Genomic DNA, 17,177 nt, shown 5'->3' with positions numbered 1-17,177 from the left:
TGTTCCCCGGCTTCTCCTCAACCTTCTCCCTGAAAAGCAGTTAATAATGCAGCAGTAATAAGAAGCAAAATATGATTGTGAACGCTATACCGGAAGGATGGGAAGTTATTTATCAGCAGGCGCATGGTGTGCTGGCGGCACAGCTCGCGTATCAGCTGAAGCCAGAGCTGCAGTGCCGGTATTGGGTAGAAACTGTTATAGCGATTGCAAACCATGATAACCGCCAGAAAACCTGGCGCGGGAAAGACGGACTAACACCAGCAGGAGCCCCGGCTGACTTCACGCTGCTGCCAACCACACTGGAGCAGGCACAGGCTCTGATGCACGCTGTACGCTTCCAGAGCCGCTGGGTAGCTATGCTCACCTCCATGCACATGAGCTACCTCTACGAGAGCCAGCGCGGACAGCAGAAGGGTATAAACCTTTTTCTGGATGAGCAGCAGGCGCTGCAGAAAGAATGCCGCCAGGGCCTTGGGGTTAGCCAGAAAGAAGCAGCGCAGGCGTACGCCATCATGCAGTGGTGCGACCGCCTTTCGCTCATCCTGTGCCGCCACGAGTTGCCTGCTGATGAACGTGCCCTGGAGATAACACAAGGCCCTGACGGAGAAACTTATTTTGTGAAGCGATTGCAGAACACTTCGGTTAATGTGGAGCCGTGGCCTTTTTCAGCGCCACAACTACAGGTGCAGGTAGAGTATAGAGTGCTGGAGCAACTGCAGTTTAAAAACGATGCCGGACTGGCAAAAGCACTGCACCAGGCGGAGGCACAAAGCCTAGAGTGGCTGCTTAAAAGTTCCTGAGCAACCTGCTTCGTTATTGGAATAAGCTGCCCTAGGTTGGCTGGCTTTTGATTAAGACTTCGCTGCTAAAGCTCGGCATCTGTAGTTCCAGTCCGCTTCTCTAACCAATCAGGTAAAAACTCCGTCTATACTTTATGTACTAAAGTATACTACGCTCTTAACCATGACAATTCTTGAATCTAACGATGACCACCTAAGGCAGCTGATTTTTGAGAAAGAGAAGGTAATCGTGAAATTTATAGACGATGCCTGCCAGGTGTGCAAACAATTAGCACCCTCCTTCGCCGATTTCTCTTCTAACCCCACCTACAGCGATATTACATTCGTACGCATGAGCGCTTCTGAGAATCCGGTATCAAGTAAGGAAGTAAGATTGACGGGTACACCTTTCTTCGCCACTTACCGCAAAGGCACCTTACAGGAATGTGGCGTAGTATCTACAGAGGAAGAGATAAAAAGGCTTTTAGATAACCTGAGATAGCTGTTACAGAAAAAATTACGGCACGTCTATTGCCCGACTATAGCTGCATATGAAAAAGGTGCTTAACTTGCGCCACTTTTTTAAAATCAGCTATACTCTGTGAATAAATTACATCTACAAGCCATTGCCGCTCTGGTTTTTACGGTCCTGTCGGGCTACACGCTGCAAAGCTGCACCAGCACAAATAAGCTCAATACCGCAGCACCTGCTGCTACCGCTTCGGTAATTCCTGCATACAAGCCACAGCTTTCTTCTATCACAGTGCCTGTTTCTATCTCTATCGCCGCCATGGAAAGCAGACTGAACCAGGAAATAGCAGGGATACTCTACAAAGACGAAAACCTGAAGGATGACAATATGGCCGTCACCGTTACCAAGAAAGGAAGGATGACCGTGCGGGCCGAGCAGGACAAGGTGTACTTTAGTATTCCGCTGCAAATCTATGCCAAAGGTCGCTGGAAGTGGGACCCGTGTAAGTTCTGCCCTGCCATCGACAAAACGGAAGACACCAGCTTCGATATGGTTATCAAGACGGAAAGCCGCATCGGACTGACTGAAGATTACCGCATCAACACCATCACGAGCGGTGACTTTGAGTGGGGAAACACAAAGCCAACCATAGAACTGGGACCGATGAAGATTGGCCTGGCGCGCTTCGTGGAGCCTGCCCTGCGCCAGCAGATGGGCACCCTCTCCCGGCAGCTGGACAAAGAGTTGCAGAACCACCTTGATTTAAAGAAATATGTGGCGGATGCCTGGCTGATGCTGCAGGAGCCGGTGAAGCTGGACGATGCGACCAACGCCTGGCTTACAGTAGTACCGAAGGAAGTACGCATGGCGCCCCTGCTGGGCAAGAACGGCGCTCTGAACACGCGCCTTGGCATTACCTCTTACATCACAGTTACCACCGATGGAAAGCCGCAGGTGAAGCAGAACAGAAACCTGCCGAAGCTAATTGTTGACAGCCGCATGGATGATGCGATACAAGTTGGCTTAACGGCAAATATCCCTTACTCCCACGCCAGCAGAATGGTGCACGAGCAGGTGGCTAACCAGACCTATACGTTTGACGATGGCAAGAGCCAGATAACCGTAAAAGATGCTGCAATCACACCTGGTGGAGAGCAGTTGGTGCTGATGCTGGATGTGGACGGGAAAACCAAGACAGGCTTATTCACCAAGAAAATTGTAGGCAAAGTGTACCTGCGCGGCACACCATATTACGATGCGGCAACGGCCTCTATAAAAGTGCGGGATGTTGATTATGACCTCGACACAAAAGATAAGTTGCTGAACACTGCCAGTTGGCTTGCCAAAAACAAATTCAAGGACATGATTCAGCAGCAGGTAAGCTTACCGGTGCAGAGCCAGTTAGACGATGCTAAAAAGATGCTGCAGGCCACCCTCGACAAGCAAAGCAGGGTGCATGAGTCGCTGCTGCTCCGCGGCAGCATACAGCACATTACGCCTGAAAACATTTACCTGACCCCGGAAGGCATTAAAGCTATCGTAAATGCAAAGGGAAACCTGACGGCTACGGTTGATAATCTGTAATTTAGAAGTTAGACATTAAATACTAGGCTCATATTAGGAAAAGTAGTCTAACATCTAAAGTATTACATCCAAAGTCTAACCAACGTCTACCTCACAGCTTATCCACTGGCGTGGGGCTGTTGAACACCTTTTCCGGAACCGACCTGGGTGAGGCAATATGGAACAGTTCAAAGTCACTTTGCGGGTTGCTGCGGTCGCTGGCGAGTTTTATCTTCCCGTAGTCTTTATAGCCTGACCAGCGGCGGGTAAAAGTAGGCGCTTCGTCTGTAGACTTCCGGAAGAAAGCCCATTGCGAAACGAGCCCCTGCTGCTTGTCAACCCATACCATGTACTTATTTTGAGGCGTCAGGCCAACTGCATCGAAAGACATTTCAAGCACATCGGCTTCTGCATTATCCATGGTCGTGTCTTCTGCTACATATTTCAGCGTAACGCCCGGGTCCAGCAGCTTGAACGGCATCACAAGCCAATAGGAGTTGTTGATGTAGAGAGCATAGGCGCGGTCTAACAGCTTTTGCTTCTCCTCCGGGTCCTCCAGTTCCTGCCCCTTCACGTATACTTTGCCGTCCTTGGTCTGAGTGTCGATAATGGCCACTAAACTGTCCCTCTCCCAACGGAACCGGTTCTTTTTCTTGTCCCAAATCTGATACTGGTCGTTGAAAGTCCAGGCAAGGTAGCGGGTACCGTCCCAGGCTTTCCGGCCGCCCATGCTATCCAGCACCCTTTGAGCCAGCGCCCGCGCCCGGGGGTCAGTTTGAGCAGCACCTGGTGAAGGTGCTGGATCACAGATAGCCGTCAGCGGCATAAAAGCCAGGCAAAACAGGAGCAGGAATAATCTGATTTGTTTGAGATGCATTGTTCAAGTATAAAGTGAGGTTAATATACGCATTCTGCTCTTACAGTGCACCCGCTCCAAACACTTTCCCGTTTCTGCTTGTTTGCACACTACACGTAACTTTTAACCTAAACATGCTGCTGCCGTATCTTAAGAAGATTTAGTTATTGATATATAAAAAAGCCCATGGCTGGTTATACTGCTAAGAATACCTTTACATTGTTCAAAACGAGTGCATCAGAGTTCATAGACAATAACTCTTTGCTTTTAGCAGCGGCGCTGGCTTTCAATGCCATCTTCTCCATTCCCCCGCTCCTAGTGATCATTATCCGGGCGGCAGGGTTTTTCTTTGGGGAGAAGGCTGTATCAGGTGAACTGTCAAATCAGATATCGAGTGCCATAGGACCGAACGCTGCTCAGGAAATAGAAACTATCATCCAAAACGCACATCAAAGCGAGTCTTCCGGACTGGCTTTCTGGATAGGCCTTGGCACTCTGATTTTTGCCTCTACCACTTTCTTCGCGACCTTGCAACAATCACTTAACATGGTGTGGAACCTGAAACCGAAACCCACAAGTGGTATTCTGAACATGCTCAAAGTGCGGCTCTTTTCTTTCGGCATAGTGCTGAGCATTGCCCTGCTCATGCTGGTGTCGCTGCTGCTCAGTACTGTTATCTCTATTCTGAGTGACTATTTATCAAATGTATTTCCTGATATAGGAGTTTTCGTTATCCAATTAGTGGACATTCTGCTTTCAGTTGGAATTATCACGGCTCTTTTTGGCCTCGTCTTTCATTATTTGCCTGATGCTATTATCCGGTGGAGAGACGTTTGGGTAGGAGCCTTTATAACAGCTGTGCTCTTCACCATTGGTAAAGTGCTAATAGGCTGGTTTATCGGCACCAGTGACCCGGGTTCTGCCTATGGGGCAGCAGGCTCTATGGTAGTTATTCTTGTCTGGATTTACTATACGTCTCTGATTGTACTTTTTGGCGCAGAATTCACCCAACAATATGCCGCGGCATTCGGGCAGAGCATCCGGCCCAAGCATTTTGCTGTATTTGTAGAGGAGCGCGAGGTTACAAAACATAAAGACGATATAGCCGGCGGCAGACCAAAGCCAGAAGGCAGATTTGAACCAAGGAGTTAAACCTGCAGCAGGACTACATCATTACACTGTTTAGCCTCAGGAATAAATTTGCCTAAAACATTATCCCTACCAAGAAAGAGGCGCTCCTGTTTGAGTGCTCCAACTCCCGGTAGGCAGAGATACCATTGTTAATTTCATAACGGCCTTCAGCAGTCAGGTTTATTTGCTCAGTAAGGTGAAGCAGCACACCTATGCCGCCCAGGAAGCCTTGCTCATGCCCACGATAGGCATCCAAGAGCGGGTATTCTTTCTCCCGGGTAATATTGTAGTACTTTGACCGCTCCTGCTCATTGCTTTCCTTGCTCAGTACGAATCCATTCTGAATACCCGCCTGCACAAATGGTCTGATTATTCCTTTGGGGTAAGTATAACGTAACATAACAAGCACTTTCAAATGAGAAGCTTTGAGTTGGTAGTTAAATTGCCTGTGAATTTCATCTGATTCATGAATCTCATAGTTTCCCTCAAAGGCATACTGTGTGTACATAACACCTACATGTAAACCTATTTTCTCAGTTAAACCTGGCGCAACTATGTTTAAGGCAAGCCCTGCCGTTAAATCATGAGAAGTCTCGAAACCACTGTTATTCTGTAGGTCTAAGGAGCTGGCATGTTTACCGCTAAACTGAGAGGTAGTTAAAGAGGCACCCGCCAAAAGGCCTGCCCTTACCCGCAATCCTTTACCTACATCTTTCACGTATTGCGCCTCGGCAGGGGCAACACAGGCATTATACCGGGAGAAAAGCTTTACTAAGCCCGGCTGCTTTAAGCGGGTCTGCTCTATCTGCAACTGGGCATCCTGGCAATCCAAAAAGTATCGGGTGAGGGTGCCGACATATAGCCTCACATCGGCATTATACTTTTCCCCACTCTCCATTTGCAGCCTCCTTACTTCATGCAGCAGTTCCTCCAGTTCTTCCCCCTGCTTTTTAATAAAAAAGCGCTCCTTTAAATCACCTGTTTTCAGATAATATAAACTGGCAGTACCTTTCACCAACACTTCCAGGAAAACAGGCTTTATAGTGTTATTGGCCCCAGCTATTGGCACTGCTTCGTAGCGGCCACCCTTCTCAAACGCATAGCCATTCAGTTCGTGAGGCAGGTACTGACGCGCGGTTGCCATTTCATCTCCTTTGAACATAATACCCTGTGCGTAGCTCACGTCATTTCTATAACCTAAAAGCCCTGCGATTTGGGTATTTTCCGGGGTTATGATGTGGCCTGGCTTATAAACAACCTGTGCCTGCACAAAAGAAGAAGAAACAAATATGAAAAGTGTGAAGAAGAAAGAATAAAGTTTGCTCATGAAGTTACCGTCATAGTTCAGGAAAATATACATATGTCGATACTTACATTCTATCTTTTGAGTTACTGAAAATGAACGAGAAAGGCCCCTACTACATCCATAGCAGGGGCCTTTGTTGCACAAATGCTTTTCTCTTTACACTGTTTGCTTCTCTTTTACGGCCAGTTGCCCGCAGGCAGCGTCGATGTCTTTACCACGGCTTCGGCGCACATTTACCTGCACTCCACGGTCGGCGAGGTAGTAAATGAAGTCCTGCCAGCGCTCGTCGTTTGTGTTCTGGAAGTCGGCGTTCTCGATTGGGTTATACTCAATGAGGTTGATCTTGCACGGGATGATCTTTGAGAAACGCAGCAGTTCCTCCGCATCCTGCAGCGTATCGTTGAAGTTTTCGAACACGATGTACTCGTACGTTACCTTGCGGCCGGTTACCTCGTGGTAATGCTTCAGCGCATCCGTCAGGGCCTCCAGTGAGTTGGTCTCGTTGATGGGCATGATCTGGTTCCGCTTCTCGTCATTTGCCGCGTGCAGCGACAAGGCGAGATTTGCTTTCACACCATCATCTGCCATTTTCCTGATCATTTTGGCAATACCAGCCGTGCTCACCGTAATGCGGCGGGCAGCCATGCCCAAACCATCGTGCGCCGTGATGCGCTCAATGCTCTTCATGACGTTGGCATAGTTCAGCAACGGTTCGCCCATGCCCATGTACACGATGTTACTGAGCGGCTCCCCGTACTGCTTCATGCTTTGCTCATTAATGCGCACCACCTGGTCATAAATTTCAGCGGCATCCAGGTTGCGGACACGGTCCATGTAGCCGGTGGCACAGAACTTACAGGTAAGCGAGCAGCCTACCTGGCTCGACACACAAGCAGTCTTGCGCTCGTTGTGCGGAATCAGAACGCCTTCCACAATGTTGGCATCGTGAAGCCTGAAAGCAGATTTTATCGTGCCGTCTGAACTCAGCTGCTGCGTAGCCACCTGCACACCGTTGATCGCGAAATGCTGCTCCAGCTTCTCGCGTAGCGCCAGGCTCACGTTGTTCATCTCCGAAAACGACTGCACCGAGTGCTTCCATAGCCACTCGTACACCTGCTTCGCACGGAAAGGCTTCTCCCCCTGCTCCACCAGCCACGCCTTCAGATCATCCAAAGACAGTTTCCGGATATCTTTCTTATTAAGAATATTTATATCTGCAATCAAAGTCATACTGCAAAATTACAAAAAACCTCAGGCTTTAGTTTCAATTTTCGCCTTTACTTCTGTTGGTAGTGACATAAGTTTGCGGGCTGTGTTGTTGAAACAGAGCATACCTGTTTTGGCACGTGCCACTTCTTTGCCATTCTGGTTCAGGACATGGTATGTTACGTCAAAGCCATACTTGTTTATATCATCAAAAGCCATCTTGATGGTCAGGGTATCGCCATAGAAGCTTTCCGCTTTGTAGTTGATGGCCACATCCGCCATAATCAGGCTGGCACCGCCTATTTCCATCTCACTGTAGCCAAAGTTGTTTAGCAGCTGCACCCGCGCCTCGTGCAGGATAGATAGCAGGGCGTCGTTTCCGAGATGATCACCATAGTTCAGGTCCGTGATACGGATGGGAATGTTTGCTTCAAAGTGTGTATGTGCGGGTATGTTTACCTGTACTCTTGCCATAGTTTAGTTTCTTGTTTTTTAATGGTTGCAGGTTTTAATGTGAAGGCATATGGTGCTTTCACAGAACATTTGTATGATTTTTAAGTAGAATGGCTGTTTCAGTTTTCATTTATGCGTGCTTTGCCTCCAAAAAGCTTTGCTAAAGCCATAAAAGAAGCTAAATAATCAACTTATCAGCCGTTTTGCTATTGCAGGCTGTGCGTTACAATGCTTAACTTTGTAAAGTAATATAAAAAAGATGCACCTCGAAATACGACAGACAAAAGACGGCTCTAACACCCTTTATGTGCCGGACCTGAACGAGCATTACCACTCGGTGCATGGGGCATTGCAGGAGTCTCAGCACGTGTTCATAAAGCATGGCCTGGAGCACGTACTGGAGCAGAAAAAAGACATAAAGATACTGGAAGTGGGCTTCGGCACAGGCCTTAATGCCATTCTGACTTTCCCGGTGGCGCTGGCTCAGAAAGCGTTTATCCAGTATGATACACTGGAGAAGCACCCGCTAAAGGATGAGGTAGTAAAGCAGCTTAACTTTGAGCAATTCATCCTGAACCCGGAACTATACGACTATTTCCAGCAATTGCACGCCAGCCCCTGGAACGAGCCGGTGGATATTATCCCTTATTTTACGCTACAGAAGATACACGAAACGCTGGAGGAGTTCATTGTGCCGAACTCTTACTACGATGTTATCTATTTTGATGCCTTTGCCCCTGAAAAGCAGCCGGAACTGTGGGCTGATGCCATGTTTGAGAAACTTTACAAGGCCACGCGTCCGGGTGGTGTGCTGGTAACATATTGCGCCAAAGGTTCTTTTAAGCGCAGCCTGAAAGCAGCAGGCTTTGAAGTAGAAGCCCTGCCAGGCCCTCCGGGCAAACGTGAAATGACACGCGGTATAAAGCCGGTGGTGTATTGATTAATGCAAACTTTCTCCTCCTGATACTTCACGAAACGCTACGCCTTTCAGCGGCCAAATCGCACTCCCCAGAATACAGACAGAGAACCTTACCTGCAGGTGCTCCGTCTGTGTTTGTATAACCAAAAAACCTATCCTATGGCTTCAGAATTCTACCAACTATCCGCAACCTCGCTTCAGGGCAAAGAAATACCCATGGAGGAATATAAGGGAAAGGTGGTACTGGTGGTGAACACAGCCAGCAAGTGCGGCTTTACGCCACAGTATGAGGGGCTGGAGGCGCTTTACCACAAGCATAAGGAGGATGGCCTGGTGGTACTTGGATTTCCCTGCAACCAGTTCGGCAACCAGGAGCCGGGCGGAAAAAAGGAAATTGAAGAAGGTTGCCTGATAAACTATGGCGTCAGCTTTCCGGTATTCAATAAAGTAGACGTGAATGGTGAACACACACATCCCGTCTTCAAATACCTGAAGTCAGAATTGGGTGGTATCCTGGGCAGCCGTATCAAGTGGAACTTCACCAAGTTTTTGATCGATGCGAATGGCAAACCGGTAAAGCGTTTTGCCCCTATCACCAAGCCGGAAAAGATTGCGCCTTATGTGGAAGAGTTGCTGGCACAAAAGAGCCGTTAACCCAGGCAACTGCCTTGCCTCACCTGGTGGTATATTTTTCCCCTGATAGCTTTCCCCTTCAGCACCTGCCCTACGTAAAATGACTAAGCGTAGAAGGCTGTATAGCGCGTGCCTTTTAGCCAGTGTCTTTTACCTATGGTGCTATGCGTTACAATAAGTCATACATACTGGTGGCCGCTATTATTCTGCTGCTGATAGCGGCCAGAGTAGCCCTTCCCTACATTGTAAAGAACTACGTAAACAAAACGCTTGATGAGTTACCGGGCTACACCGGGCATGTCAGTGACATAGACCTGCACCTGTACCGGGGAGCATATACCATCAAAGACCTGGTATTGGTAGAAGAAAAGGGAAACCCGCAATACCCCTTTCTGCAAATCCCCTTAACAGATCTTTCTATTGAGTGGAAATCCCTTATCAAAGGTAAGCTTGTGGGGGAGGTCAGGATGGAACGCCCTGTCATGAACATAGTGGCCTCCACAGGAACGACTGACTCTACACGGGAAGCAACACAAGACGACTGGACACAGGTGGTCAAGGACCTGATGCCCATCACTATCAACCAGTTTGAAGTTGACAATGGCAGGGTGGCTTATCTTGATTTTAATGCCAAGCCTAATGTAGACATGCATGTAGATAACATGCAACTGGTAGCCCTGAACCTGGCCAATGTGGAGGACTCTACCAATGCGCTGTCCTCTACTGTAAAGCTATCTGGCAAATCTGTTGGAGGCGGCTTGCTGGAGGCTGACATGAAGGGAAATTTCCTGAAAGAGATGCCAGACCTCGACATGAGCCTCAAGCTGACAAAAGTCGACCTCACAAGCCTGAATGATGTCATAAAGGCGCACAGCGGTTTTGATGTGGAAAGGGGCAGGCTGGACATGTATAGCAAAGTGAAGCTGACGGACGGCCAGCTGGATGGTTATATGAAGCCTTTCCTCGAAGATGTGAAAGTGCTAAACTGGAAGAAGGATAAGAAAGAGGATGGTTTTTTTCATGCCGCCAAGGAAGCCGTGATTGGTCTGTTTACAGAAGCAGCAGAAAACCAGAAACGAGACCAGATAGCAACCCAGGTACCCATATCAGGTGATGTGAACAACCCCGACACAAACTCCTGGAAAACCTTCCTGAACGTTTTGCGGCATGCCTACATCGACGCCTTTAACAAGAGCCTTGAAAATGAGGCAGGCAGGTCGAACAGAGACAAAGGCAGTAAAGATTAGCTGGCAGCTTCTGAGAACTGTGGCTGCAAGACCAGATCCAAAAGCAGGAGTACCTGTATTCAGGCTTTGCTATTCCCTAAGTTGCCCCGTCTTAAATGGCGCATGAAGCCAAGAAGCTATAGAGAGGCAACATCGTGAAGGCTGTGGCTTCAGAAACAAAAGTGTCCCTGTTTGCAGCACCTGCACAGCCATTATTTAATTGTATTATACTCGCAAAAACCCTTTCCTTTCTGCTTCAGAGACCAAATACATATGACTTAGCCAATATACTATTAGACACCTACAGGAATCTTTTAGATTGCTAATATTCAGTTATAAATATATTAGCATACTTGTACTTTAATCTGTTTATTCACGAGGAGAAAGACACAAATAAAGATTAGTCCTTATGAAAACACTGCTTAAAAAAGTTGTTAAAGCATGCCAGCCAAAGTATGAGGTAGTCTGCACGACCTACCAGATTATACCGGGCCTACCGGTTAACAAGAAAGAGTCGAGACATGCGTTTGGCAGAGGGGAATCCGTAGAAGCGAAAGAGTTTTACGGCAAGGTTGTTTCCTCGGACTTCACCCGGAACTTGGCTCCTGTGGAAGTACACCTGCGCAGGATTTATTTAAGAGGAAAAACAATTGAGCATGCGCAGTTCGGACCTGTAAAGGATCTAAAGAAGTTCAAAATCGTTTATAACAAGTAAGCAGCAGCTTAAAGACTCAGCAGGCCTCTTCCGGTTACCGGTAGAGGCTTTTTTATTGCCTTGGCTGCCTCCACAAAGTATCTGGGCTGTACACTCTTCCGATGCCTAGTCCCTCTTCTTTTCGACTTCCAGGTAGGCCGCAGGTCCTAAACCTAATGCTGTAGTGGGCGTTGTTAAGAAGATTAGCTTTCTGGTTAGAAAGCAGAAACAAGAACAACAAAACCTTTCATACATAAACAAACATGGAATACAGAAAGATTGGAACATCAGACCTGAGCGTATCAGTGGTAACATTTGGCGCATGGGCAGCAGGAGGCTGGATGTGGGGCGGCACCGAACGCAAAGATTCAGTAGAAGCCATCAGGGCAGCTTATGACCTGGGTGTAACTTCTATTGATACGGCACCCATCTACGGCCAGGGCACCAGCGAGGAGATAGTAGGAGAAGCCATCAAAGGTCTTCCCCGCGACAAAGTGCAGATTTTGACGAAGTACGGCATGCGCTGGGACCTGAACAAAGGAGAACTTGCCATGAAAAGCCAGGACAACGAAGGCAAAGACATTGACATCTATAAATATGCCGGTAGAGACAGCATCATAAAAGAGTGCGAAAACAGCCTGCGCCGCCTGAAAACCGATTACATTGATCTCTACCAGATCCATTGGCCTGACCCGACCACGCCCATTGAGGAGACGATGGAAACGGTGGCACAACTTATAAAGGAAGGGAAAGTACGCCATGCCGGGGTTTGCAATTATAGTGTGGCGCAGATGCAGGAGGCAGAAAAGTATGTAAAGCTGGTGTCGAACCAAGTGCCTTACAGCATGGTGAAGCGCAACATAGAGGCTGATGTAGTGCCCTACTGCATCGAAAAGGACAAAGCCATACTGGCTTATAGCCCGCTGGAGCGGGGCCTGCTGACAGGCAAGATGAAGCCCGGCCACCAGTTTAGCGAAGGAGACCACAGGGCCAACCTTTACTTCTTTAAGGACGAGAACCTGAAGCGTACAGACCAGTTCCTGCAGAAGATAAAGCCGCTGGCTGATGAAAAGAATGCCTCACTCGCCCAACTCGTCATCCGCTGGACAGTAGAGCAGCCCGGCATCACCATTGCACTGGTAGGTGCCCGGAACGCTGAACAAGCCACACAAAACGCCAAAGCATTAACTGTAAAACTGACCCAGGATGAGATTAGCTTTATTACAGAAGAGCTGAATAAGCTGGAGCTGGTGAAGTCATAAAAGGCGTAAAATCCTTCAGGAAGAAAGGCAGCTGCTGTACTAAGCGGCTGTCTTTCTTTATTTAAAGTGCCTTGTCCAAACAAGCTATTTCATAACAACACACCGATGCCCTATTTTATACATTTCGGAAATAATAATTTATTGCTATAAATATATTCATCTTACTAACTTCGCTTCTGTAAACCCGTACTGCTACCTAATTAAAATTAACTTCACTGAACTTAGCATATCAGCTGCAGCTTAGAACTTCCCACTTAAATGAAGAAAGCGGCAATCACCATCGCACAGGCATTAGGAACCTTCTCTATACTTGCCACAGCTTTGCCGCTGCTCCCTATGGAGGAGTGGTACGTGCGTGTTTTCGATTTCCCCCGCATGCAGCTCCTTTTTCTTGCTCTGTTCAGCCTGATACTTTTCCTGTGGCTCGGCAGCAAGCACCGCAAGCGGGACAAGTTCCTCCTCTACGGATTAAGCACTGCCATCATTTACCAGGCCATTAACATCTATCCGTATACCCCGCTGGCCCCTGTACAGGTAAAACAGGCAAAGCAGGACAGCACACAGCAGAACGAACTGAGTATTATGGTGTTCAACGTTTTCATGAAGAATGAGAACCATGATAAACTAATAGCCCTTGCCAGGAAAAAGAACCCGGATATTTTGCTGTTGCTGGAATCTGATTCTGTATGGCAACAAGCCCTGGAACCCGAGACACAGGGATACCCTTACCGCATTGAGATACCGCTCAGTAACACCTATGGCATGCACCTGTACAGCCAGTTGCCTTTGCGCCAGAAGAGAATAAACTACCTCCTGGAAGAGGGTATTCCGTCTATAAAAACCTATGTAAAACTACGAAACGGGATATGGGTTGAACTGCACGCCGTGCACCCCAAGCCTCCTGTGCCTACTGAAGATCCCAACTCCAGAAAGCGTGATGCCGAAATAGTTTTAGTTGCCAGTGATATTGCTGATTCGAAGTACCCGGTAGTGGTAGCCGGCGATTTTAACGATGTAGCCTGGTCGCGCACGACAGAACTTTTCCAGGAGGTAAGCAGCCTGATGGACCCACGGGTTGGCAGAGGGCTTTTCAGCACGTTCAATGCAAATTACCCGCTGCTGCGCTGGCCCCTCGACCACGTCTTCCACTCCGACCATTTTAAGCTGGTGCAGATAGAACGGTTGCCAGATATAGACTCCGACCATTTCCCCATTTTCATCAGGCTTAGCTTTGCCCCGGAAAACAAGTATGAGCAGGAAGAACCAAAGCCTGACGAGGACACACACGAAGAAGCCATCGAAACGATACAGGAAGGGGTTGAAGAGGCACAGGAAAATAAGTAGCTACGGCTTTTCAGACCACACAAGTTGTGGTGTAATCACATAATCAAGCGGCACGTCAAACTCATTTGCATCGGCAATGCTTTCTACAGGCGGCTCTAAAGACAGGCCTATCTTCAGCACATCGGGGCGGCAATCGGCGAGGAAGCGGTCATAAAAGCCTTTGCCATATCCTACACGGTGCCCGGCTTTGTCGAAGGCCAGCAGGGGCAGCAGCACGACATCTACCTCTTTGGCATGTATGATTTGGGCATCCTGCGGCTCCGGTATTCCCCAAGCATTCTCTATCAGCACCGCCTCCTCCGTCAGTTCATAATGCGTCAGCACGTGCTGCACCACATCTGTTACCGGCACAGCCACCCGCACCTCCGGGTGCTCCAGCCGCAGTTGCTGAATAATAGGCCAGGTATTTATTTCCTTGTTTTTGATGATAGGCAGAAACACATGCACCGTTTGCCCAGGCTTTAGCGGGAAGTGCTTAAAGAACAGTTCGGCAATACGCTGGCTGCGCAGTTGTACCTCTTCGTCGGGTAGTTCCCTCCGCCGCTGCAGCATCTGCCTGCGTAGCTCTGCTTTGCGCATTATTCCTCCTCCAGTATCGTAAACTTAAACTCCAGTGGGTCGAAAGCATCCACGAGGGCAGGTATAAAATCAGGATTATTGGTTTTGTAGGTGAGCATGTTGTCGTGGCGCTCCTGCAGTGTACCGTTCGGGAACAGCTTGTCTTTCAGGTTCTCGAGCTGCTTAAAGGTCTGCTCATGTTTGCTGTCGCGGGCCTTGGATATTTTCTTCTCCAGCATTTGCAGCGCGTTGTGCGCCTTCTGCGCTTCAGCACCCACAGCTTTTACCAACGTCGGGTCGATGTCCTGCGCCAGCTTTTCTACTTCTGCAAAGGCGGCAGCCACTGTATCGCGCTGCGCCTCCAAGTTAATTTCTTCCTCATGCAGATGGTCTGACAGGTACTTTTTCAGGTCCTGAAAATCCAGGAACATTTTCTCTGGTTGCAGGTCTAACTTATGCATGCGGCTGGCGTTACTGCGGGTAATATACAGCGCAGAGTTGCGCAGCATCAGCACCGGGAAAGCGACCTGATAAGCCTCAAATAACCGCTTCAGCTGGAACCAGTATGCTACCTCTGCCCCACCGCCAATATATGCCAAGTTCGGAAGCACCAACTCTTCAAACAGCGGGCGCAGGATCACGTTCGGGCTGAACCGCTCCGGGTGTTCTTTTGCCTCCTGCAAGATTTCTTCCCGGCTAAAGTTGATGTCGGTGTTCAACACTTTATACCTGTCGCCCTCCTGCACAATACGCTCCCGCAACCCATCTTTCAGGTAAAACAGGTTAATTTCGCGGGAGTATACCTGCTGCTTATAATCCAGCGCCTCCAGCTGCGTGTTCACCTCTTCCACCAGCTTGTTAGAGAATTGCTCTGTCAGCTCCTTTTCCACCACCGGCGTCAGCGCCTGCTTTAGGCCAGCATGGTCGCCGTCTATACTTATTAGTCCGTACTCGCCAAACAAATCGTGTGTGATGGCACGCGTCGCATCCGCTAAGTTCTTGCTGTTACGATAAGCTTCCTCAAAAACAGGGTATGGCTCCGGCAGTTCCTCCATCAACTTCTCTAAGCCTTCCGTCGTGAATCTGCCTACAGCACCGGTCTGCTCTGTCTCCCAGGTGTAATTCTTCCCGAAGAGGTTAAAGTGGTTGATTTCGGCAAAGTCGTGGTCTTCGGTTGCCATCCAATACACTGGCACGAAATTGTAATCCGGGTACTTCTCCTGCAGTTGCTTACAGGTATTGATGGCCGTGATGATCTTGTACACAAAGTACAGCGGCCCGGTAAAGATGTTCAGTTGATGGCCGGTAGTAATGGTGTAGGTGTTCGGCTGCTGCAGCAGGTCTATGTTTTGCTGCACCTTCGGGTTTACTTCAGCAACGGAAGTATACTGCTCCTGCAGTGCCTGGTACAGTGTCTGGCGCTGTGCCTCACCGAAGTCTTTTTGCTTCTCTTTTATCTGTGCCTCAAAGGCGTCTGCGGTCGGGAAGCGGTTATAAAAAGCTTGCAGCTGCTTGCTTTGATTCAGGTAATCGGATATAGTTTGAGAGAAGGCGCCGGTCGCGGCGTAGTCCATCTTGGTGACTTTCATAGTAGATATTTCCATCTGCAGTTTTGCGTGGGGTATAGCCTCTTTAACAGAAAACCCCGAAATGTGTTGCAGCCAGCCTATACTTTGCCCGCCACCGCACAAAGTAACGGCTTTATTTTCTGATTTGCAGATGTTCCGATAGAAAGCAGGCAGCGGGGCATCAGGACCATGTTCCAGACGTTCGAATGATTTATCAGACTTGATGAAGCTTAATAGCTGCTGCTTTTAGATGAAATTAGGCTGCAGTTTATTCCACAAGATGCGGCACTCGAATAAACATATCCACAGCTAAACGTAAATACCAGTGTATAACAAACCACGAAAAACATATGGGATTATTAAGCGGAATGATGGGACACGCCTCCGAGGTATCCATCGAAAAAATAACAAAGGAATTTCAACCAATCTTAACAGAGGATGAACGCATTGAGCGGGCCTACAAACTGATCCGGGACATGCTGGTGTTCACCAACAAGCGCCTGATTCTGGTGAACAGGCAAGGCCTCACCGGCTCTAAAACTGACTACCAGAGCATCCCCTACGGCAGCATCAAAACATATTCAATGGAGAGCGCCGGCATCGGCGACCTGGATGCAGAGCTGAAGATCTGGCTGACGGGTGAGTCCGCTCCAACCATCAAACAGGACTTCCGCAAAGGAGACAACATAAATGAGGCGTATAGGGTGCTGAGTAAGTATGTGTTGAAATGACCTCCCCCCTACCCCCTCCTAAAAACAGGAGGGGGATTTTTATTAGGAACGGATTTTTAGAATCTGATTCTTGTACAACAATACACATATCTTCATATGAGAAAAGACCGGTTGCACAGTATACCAAATCTGAAAGAGCAGCGGGCAGTGTTGCGAAATAACATGACCCCAGCTGAGGAAGAACTTTGGAGGCTGTTACGAAAGCATAGGCTCAGCGGGCACAAGTTCAGAAGGCAGCACAGCATAGGCAGTTATATTGTGGATTTCTACTGCGCATCTGAGAAGCTGGTCATTGAAGTGGATGGCTCTGTGCATGACACAGCAGAAGCAATAGCTAATGATAAGGTGCGTGATGAGACACTGCAGCATCTAGGCTACAAAATCATCCGAATCAGAAACAGCAAAGTATTTGACTGCCCAGAACTGGTTCTACAAAGGATTGTTGAAACCGTTCAAAGCAAATAAGAAAAAAGAAC

General features: G+C 48.4%; 18 protein-coding genes. 12 read left to right on the top strand and 6 right to left on the bottom strand.

Annotated features, from left to right (window positions below; translation table 11 throughout):
• Positions 1-71 precede the first annotated feature (71 nt).
• The 3 genes from ACFS7Z_RS13125 to ACFS7Z_RS13115 all read left to right on the top strand — a co-directional run bounded on the left by ACFS7Z_RS13125 (position 72) and on the right by ACFS7Z_RS13115 (position 2,835).
• On the top strand, positions 72-800 hold the full coding sequence (locus ACFS7Z_RS13125) for a DUF3891 family protein (protein WP_377485218.1): 729 nt from the start codon (positions 72-74) through the stop codon (positions 798-800).
• 163 nt (positions 801-963) lie between these two features.
• On the top strand, positions 964-1,281 hold the full coding sequence (locus ACFS7Z_RS13120; RefSeq protein WP_377485216.1) for a thioredoxin family protein: 318 nt from the start codon (positions 964-966) through the stop codon (positions 1,279-1,281).
• Positions 1,282-1,380: 99 nt separating this feature from the next.
• A complete protein-coding gene (locus ACFS7Z_RS13115) occupies positions 1,381-2,835 on the top strand; it encodes a DUF4403 family protein (protein WP_377485214.1) in 1,455 nt (484 codons plus the stop codon).
• 91 nt (positions 2,836-2,926) lie between these two features.
• Here the strand turns inward: ACFS7Z_RS13115 and ACFS7Z_RS13110 are convergent, their stop codons facing one another.
• Positions 2,927-3,691 carry a hypothetical protein gene (locus ACFS7Z_RS13110; RefSeq protein ID WP_377485212.1) on the bottom strand — a complete coding sequence of 255 codons (765 nt, stop codon included), beginning with the start codon at positions 3,689-3,691 and terminating at the stop codon, positions 2,927-2,929.
• Positions 3,692-3,856: 165 nt separating this feature from the next.
• Between ACFS7Z_RS13110 and ACFS7Z_RS13105 the strand changes: the two genes are divergently transcribed.
• On the top strand, positions 3,857-4,822 hold the full coding sequence (locus tag ACFS7Z_RS13105) for a YihY/virulence factor BrkB family protein (protein ID WP_377485210.1): 966 nt from the start codon (positions 3,857-3,859) through the stop codon (positions 4,820-4,822).
• 52 nt (positions 4,823-4,874) lie between these two features.
• Here ACFS7Z_RS13105 and ACFS7Z_RS13100 read toward each other — a convergent pair whose 3' ends face one another.
• The 3 genes from ACFS7Z_RS13100 to ACFS7Z_RS13090 form a co-directional block, all read right to left on the bottom strand.
• Complete coding sequence (locus tag ACFS7Z_RS13100; RefSeq protein ID WP_377485208.1) at positions 4,875-6,161, bottom strand: outer membrane beta-barrel protein; 1,287 nt, start codon at positions 6,159-6,161, stop codon at positions 4,875-4,877.
• A 102-nt stretch (positions 6,162-6,263) separates the two neighbouring features.
• Entirely contained in the window at positions 6,264-7,337 is a 1,074-nt protein-coding gene (gene rlmN / locus ACFS7Z_RS13095; protein ID WP_377485206.1) for a 23S rRNA (adenine(2503)-C(2))-methyltransferase RlmN, read from the bottom strand.
• Positions 7,338-7,358: 21 nt separating this feature from the next.
• On the bottom strand, positions 7,359-7,787 hold the full coding sequence (locus tag ACFS7Z_RS13090) for an acyl-CoA thioesterase (protein WP_377485204.1): 429 nt from the start codon (positions 7,785-7,787) through the stop codon (positions 7,359-7,361).
• 238 nt (positions 7,788-8,025) lie between these two features.
• Between ACFS7Z_RS13090 and mnmD the strand changes: the two genes are divergently transcribed.
• The 6 genes from mnmD to ACFS7Z_RS13060 all read left to right on the top strand — a co-directional run bounded on the left by mnmD (position 8,026) and on the right by ACFS7Z_RS13060 (position 13,844).
• Positions 8,026-8,706 carry a tRNA (5-methylaminomethyl-2-thiouridine)(34)-methyltransferase MnmD gene (gene mnmD / locus ACFS7Z_RS13085; RefSeq protein WP_377485202.1) on the top strand — a complete coding sequence of 227 codons (681 nt, stop codon included), beginning with the start codon at positions 8,026-8,028 and terminating at the stop codon, positions 8,704-8,706.
• A gap of 138 nt (positions 8,707-8,844) precedes the next feature.
• Positions 8,845-9,339 (top strand): glutathione peroxidase, encoded by a 495-nt coding sequence (locus tag ACFS7Z_RS13080; protein ID WP_377485200.1) that lies wholly within the window; start codon positions 8,845-8,847, stop codon positions 9,337-9,339.
• Positions 9,340-9,461: 122 nt separating this feature from the next.
• Positions 9,462-10,565, top strand: coding sequence for a DUF748 domain-containing protein (locus ACFS7Z_RS13075; protein WP_377485198.1), 1,104 nt, complete (start codon positions 9,462-9,464; stop codon positions 10,563-10,565).
• Positions 10,566-10,953: 388 nt separating this feature from the next.
• Positions 10,954-11,259 (top strand): hypothetical protein, encoded by a 306-nt coding sequence (locus tag ACFS7Z_RS13070; RefSeq protein WP_377485196.1) that lies wholly within the window; start codon positions 10,954-10,956, stop codon positions 11,257-11,259.
• Positions 11,260-11,501: 242 nt separating this feature from the next.
• Positions 11,502-12,500 (top strand): aldo/keto reductase, encoded by a 999-nt coding sequence (locus ACFS7Z_RS13065; RefSeq protein WP_377485194.1) that lies wholly within the window; start codon positions 11,502-11,504, stop codon positions 12,498-12,500.
• A gap of 258 nt (positions 12,501-12,758) precedes the next feature.
• Positions 12,759-13,844: an endonuclease/exonuclease/phosphatase family protein gene (locus ACFS7Z_RS13060; RefSeq protein WP_377485192.1), complete on the top strand. Its 1,086-nt coding sequence runs from the start codon at positions 12,759-12,761 to the stop codon at positions 13,842-13,844.
• Here the strand turns inward: ACFS7Z_RS13060 and ACFS7Z_RS13055 are convergent, their stop codons facing one another.
• Together ACFS7Z_RS13055 and bshC are read right to left on the bottom strand one after the other, a co-directional pair.
• Complete coding sequence (locus ACFS7Z_RS13055; protein ID WP_377485190.1) at positions 13,845-14,423, bottom strand: 5-formyltetrahydrofolate cyclo-ligase; 579 nt, start codon at positions 14,421-14,423, stop codon at positions 13,845-13,847.
• Positions 14,423-16,006: a bacillithiol biosynthesis cysteine-adding enzyme BshC gene (gene bshC / locus ACFS7Z_RS13050; RefSeq protein ID WP_377485187.1), complete on the bottom strand. Its 1,584-nt coding sequence runs from the start codon at positions 16,004-16,006 to the stop codon at positions 14,423-14,425. Before bshC ends, ACFS7Z_RS13055 begins: the two co-directional genes overlap by 1 nt.
• A gap of 314 nt (positions 16,007-16,320) precedes the next feature.
• On the opposite strand from bshC, the gene ACFS7Z_RS13045 reads away from it, so the two are divergent.
• Both ACFS7Z_RS13045 and ACFS7Z_RS13040 read left to right on the top strand, forming a co-directional pair.
• A complete protein-coding gene (locus ACFS7Z_RS13045) occupies positions 16,321-16,701 on the top strand; it encodes a PH domain-containing protein (RefSeq protein ID WP_377485185.1) in 381 nt (126 codons plus the stop codon).
• Positions 16,702-16,797: 96 nt separating this feature from the next.
• Complete coding sequence (locus tag ACFS7Z_RS13040) at positions 16,798-17,166, top strand: endonuclease domain-containing protein (RefSeq protein ID WP_377485184.1); 369 nt, start codon at positions 16,798-16,800, stop codon at positions 17,164-17,166.
• The last annotated feature ends 11 nt before the right edge of the window (positions 17,167-17,177 follow it).

Origin of the sequence: Pontibacter toksunensis (assembly GCF_042686245.1) — a bacterium.
Classification (GTDB): domain Bacteria; phylum Bacteroidota; class Bacteroidia; order Cytophagales; family Hymenobacteraceae; genus Pontibacter; species Pontibacter toksunensis.
This window is presented reverse-complemented; position numbering and strand designations above follow the sequence as displayed.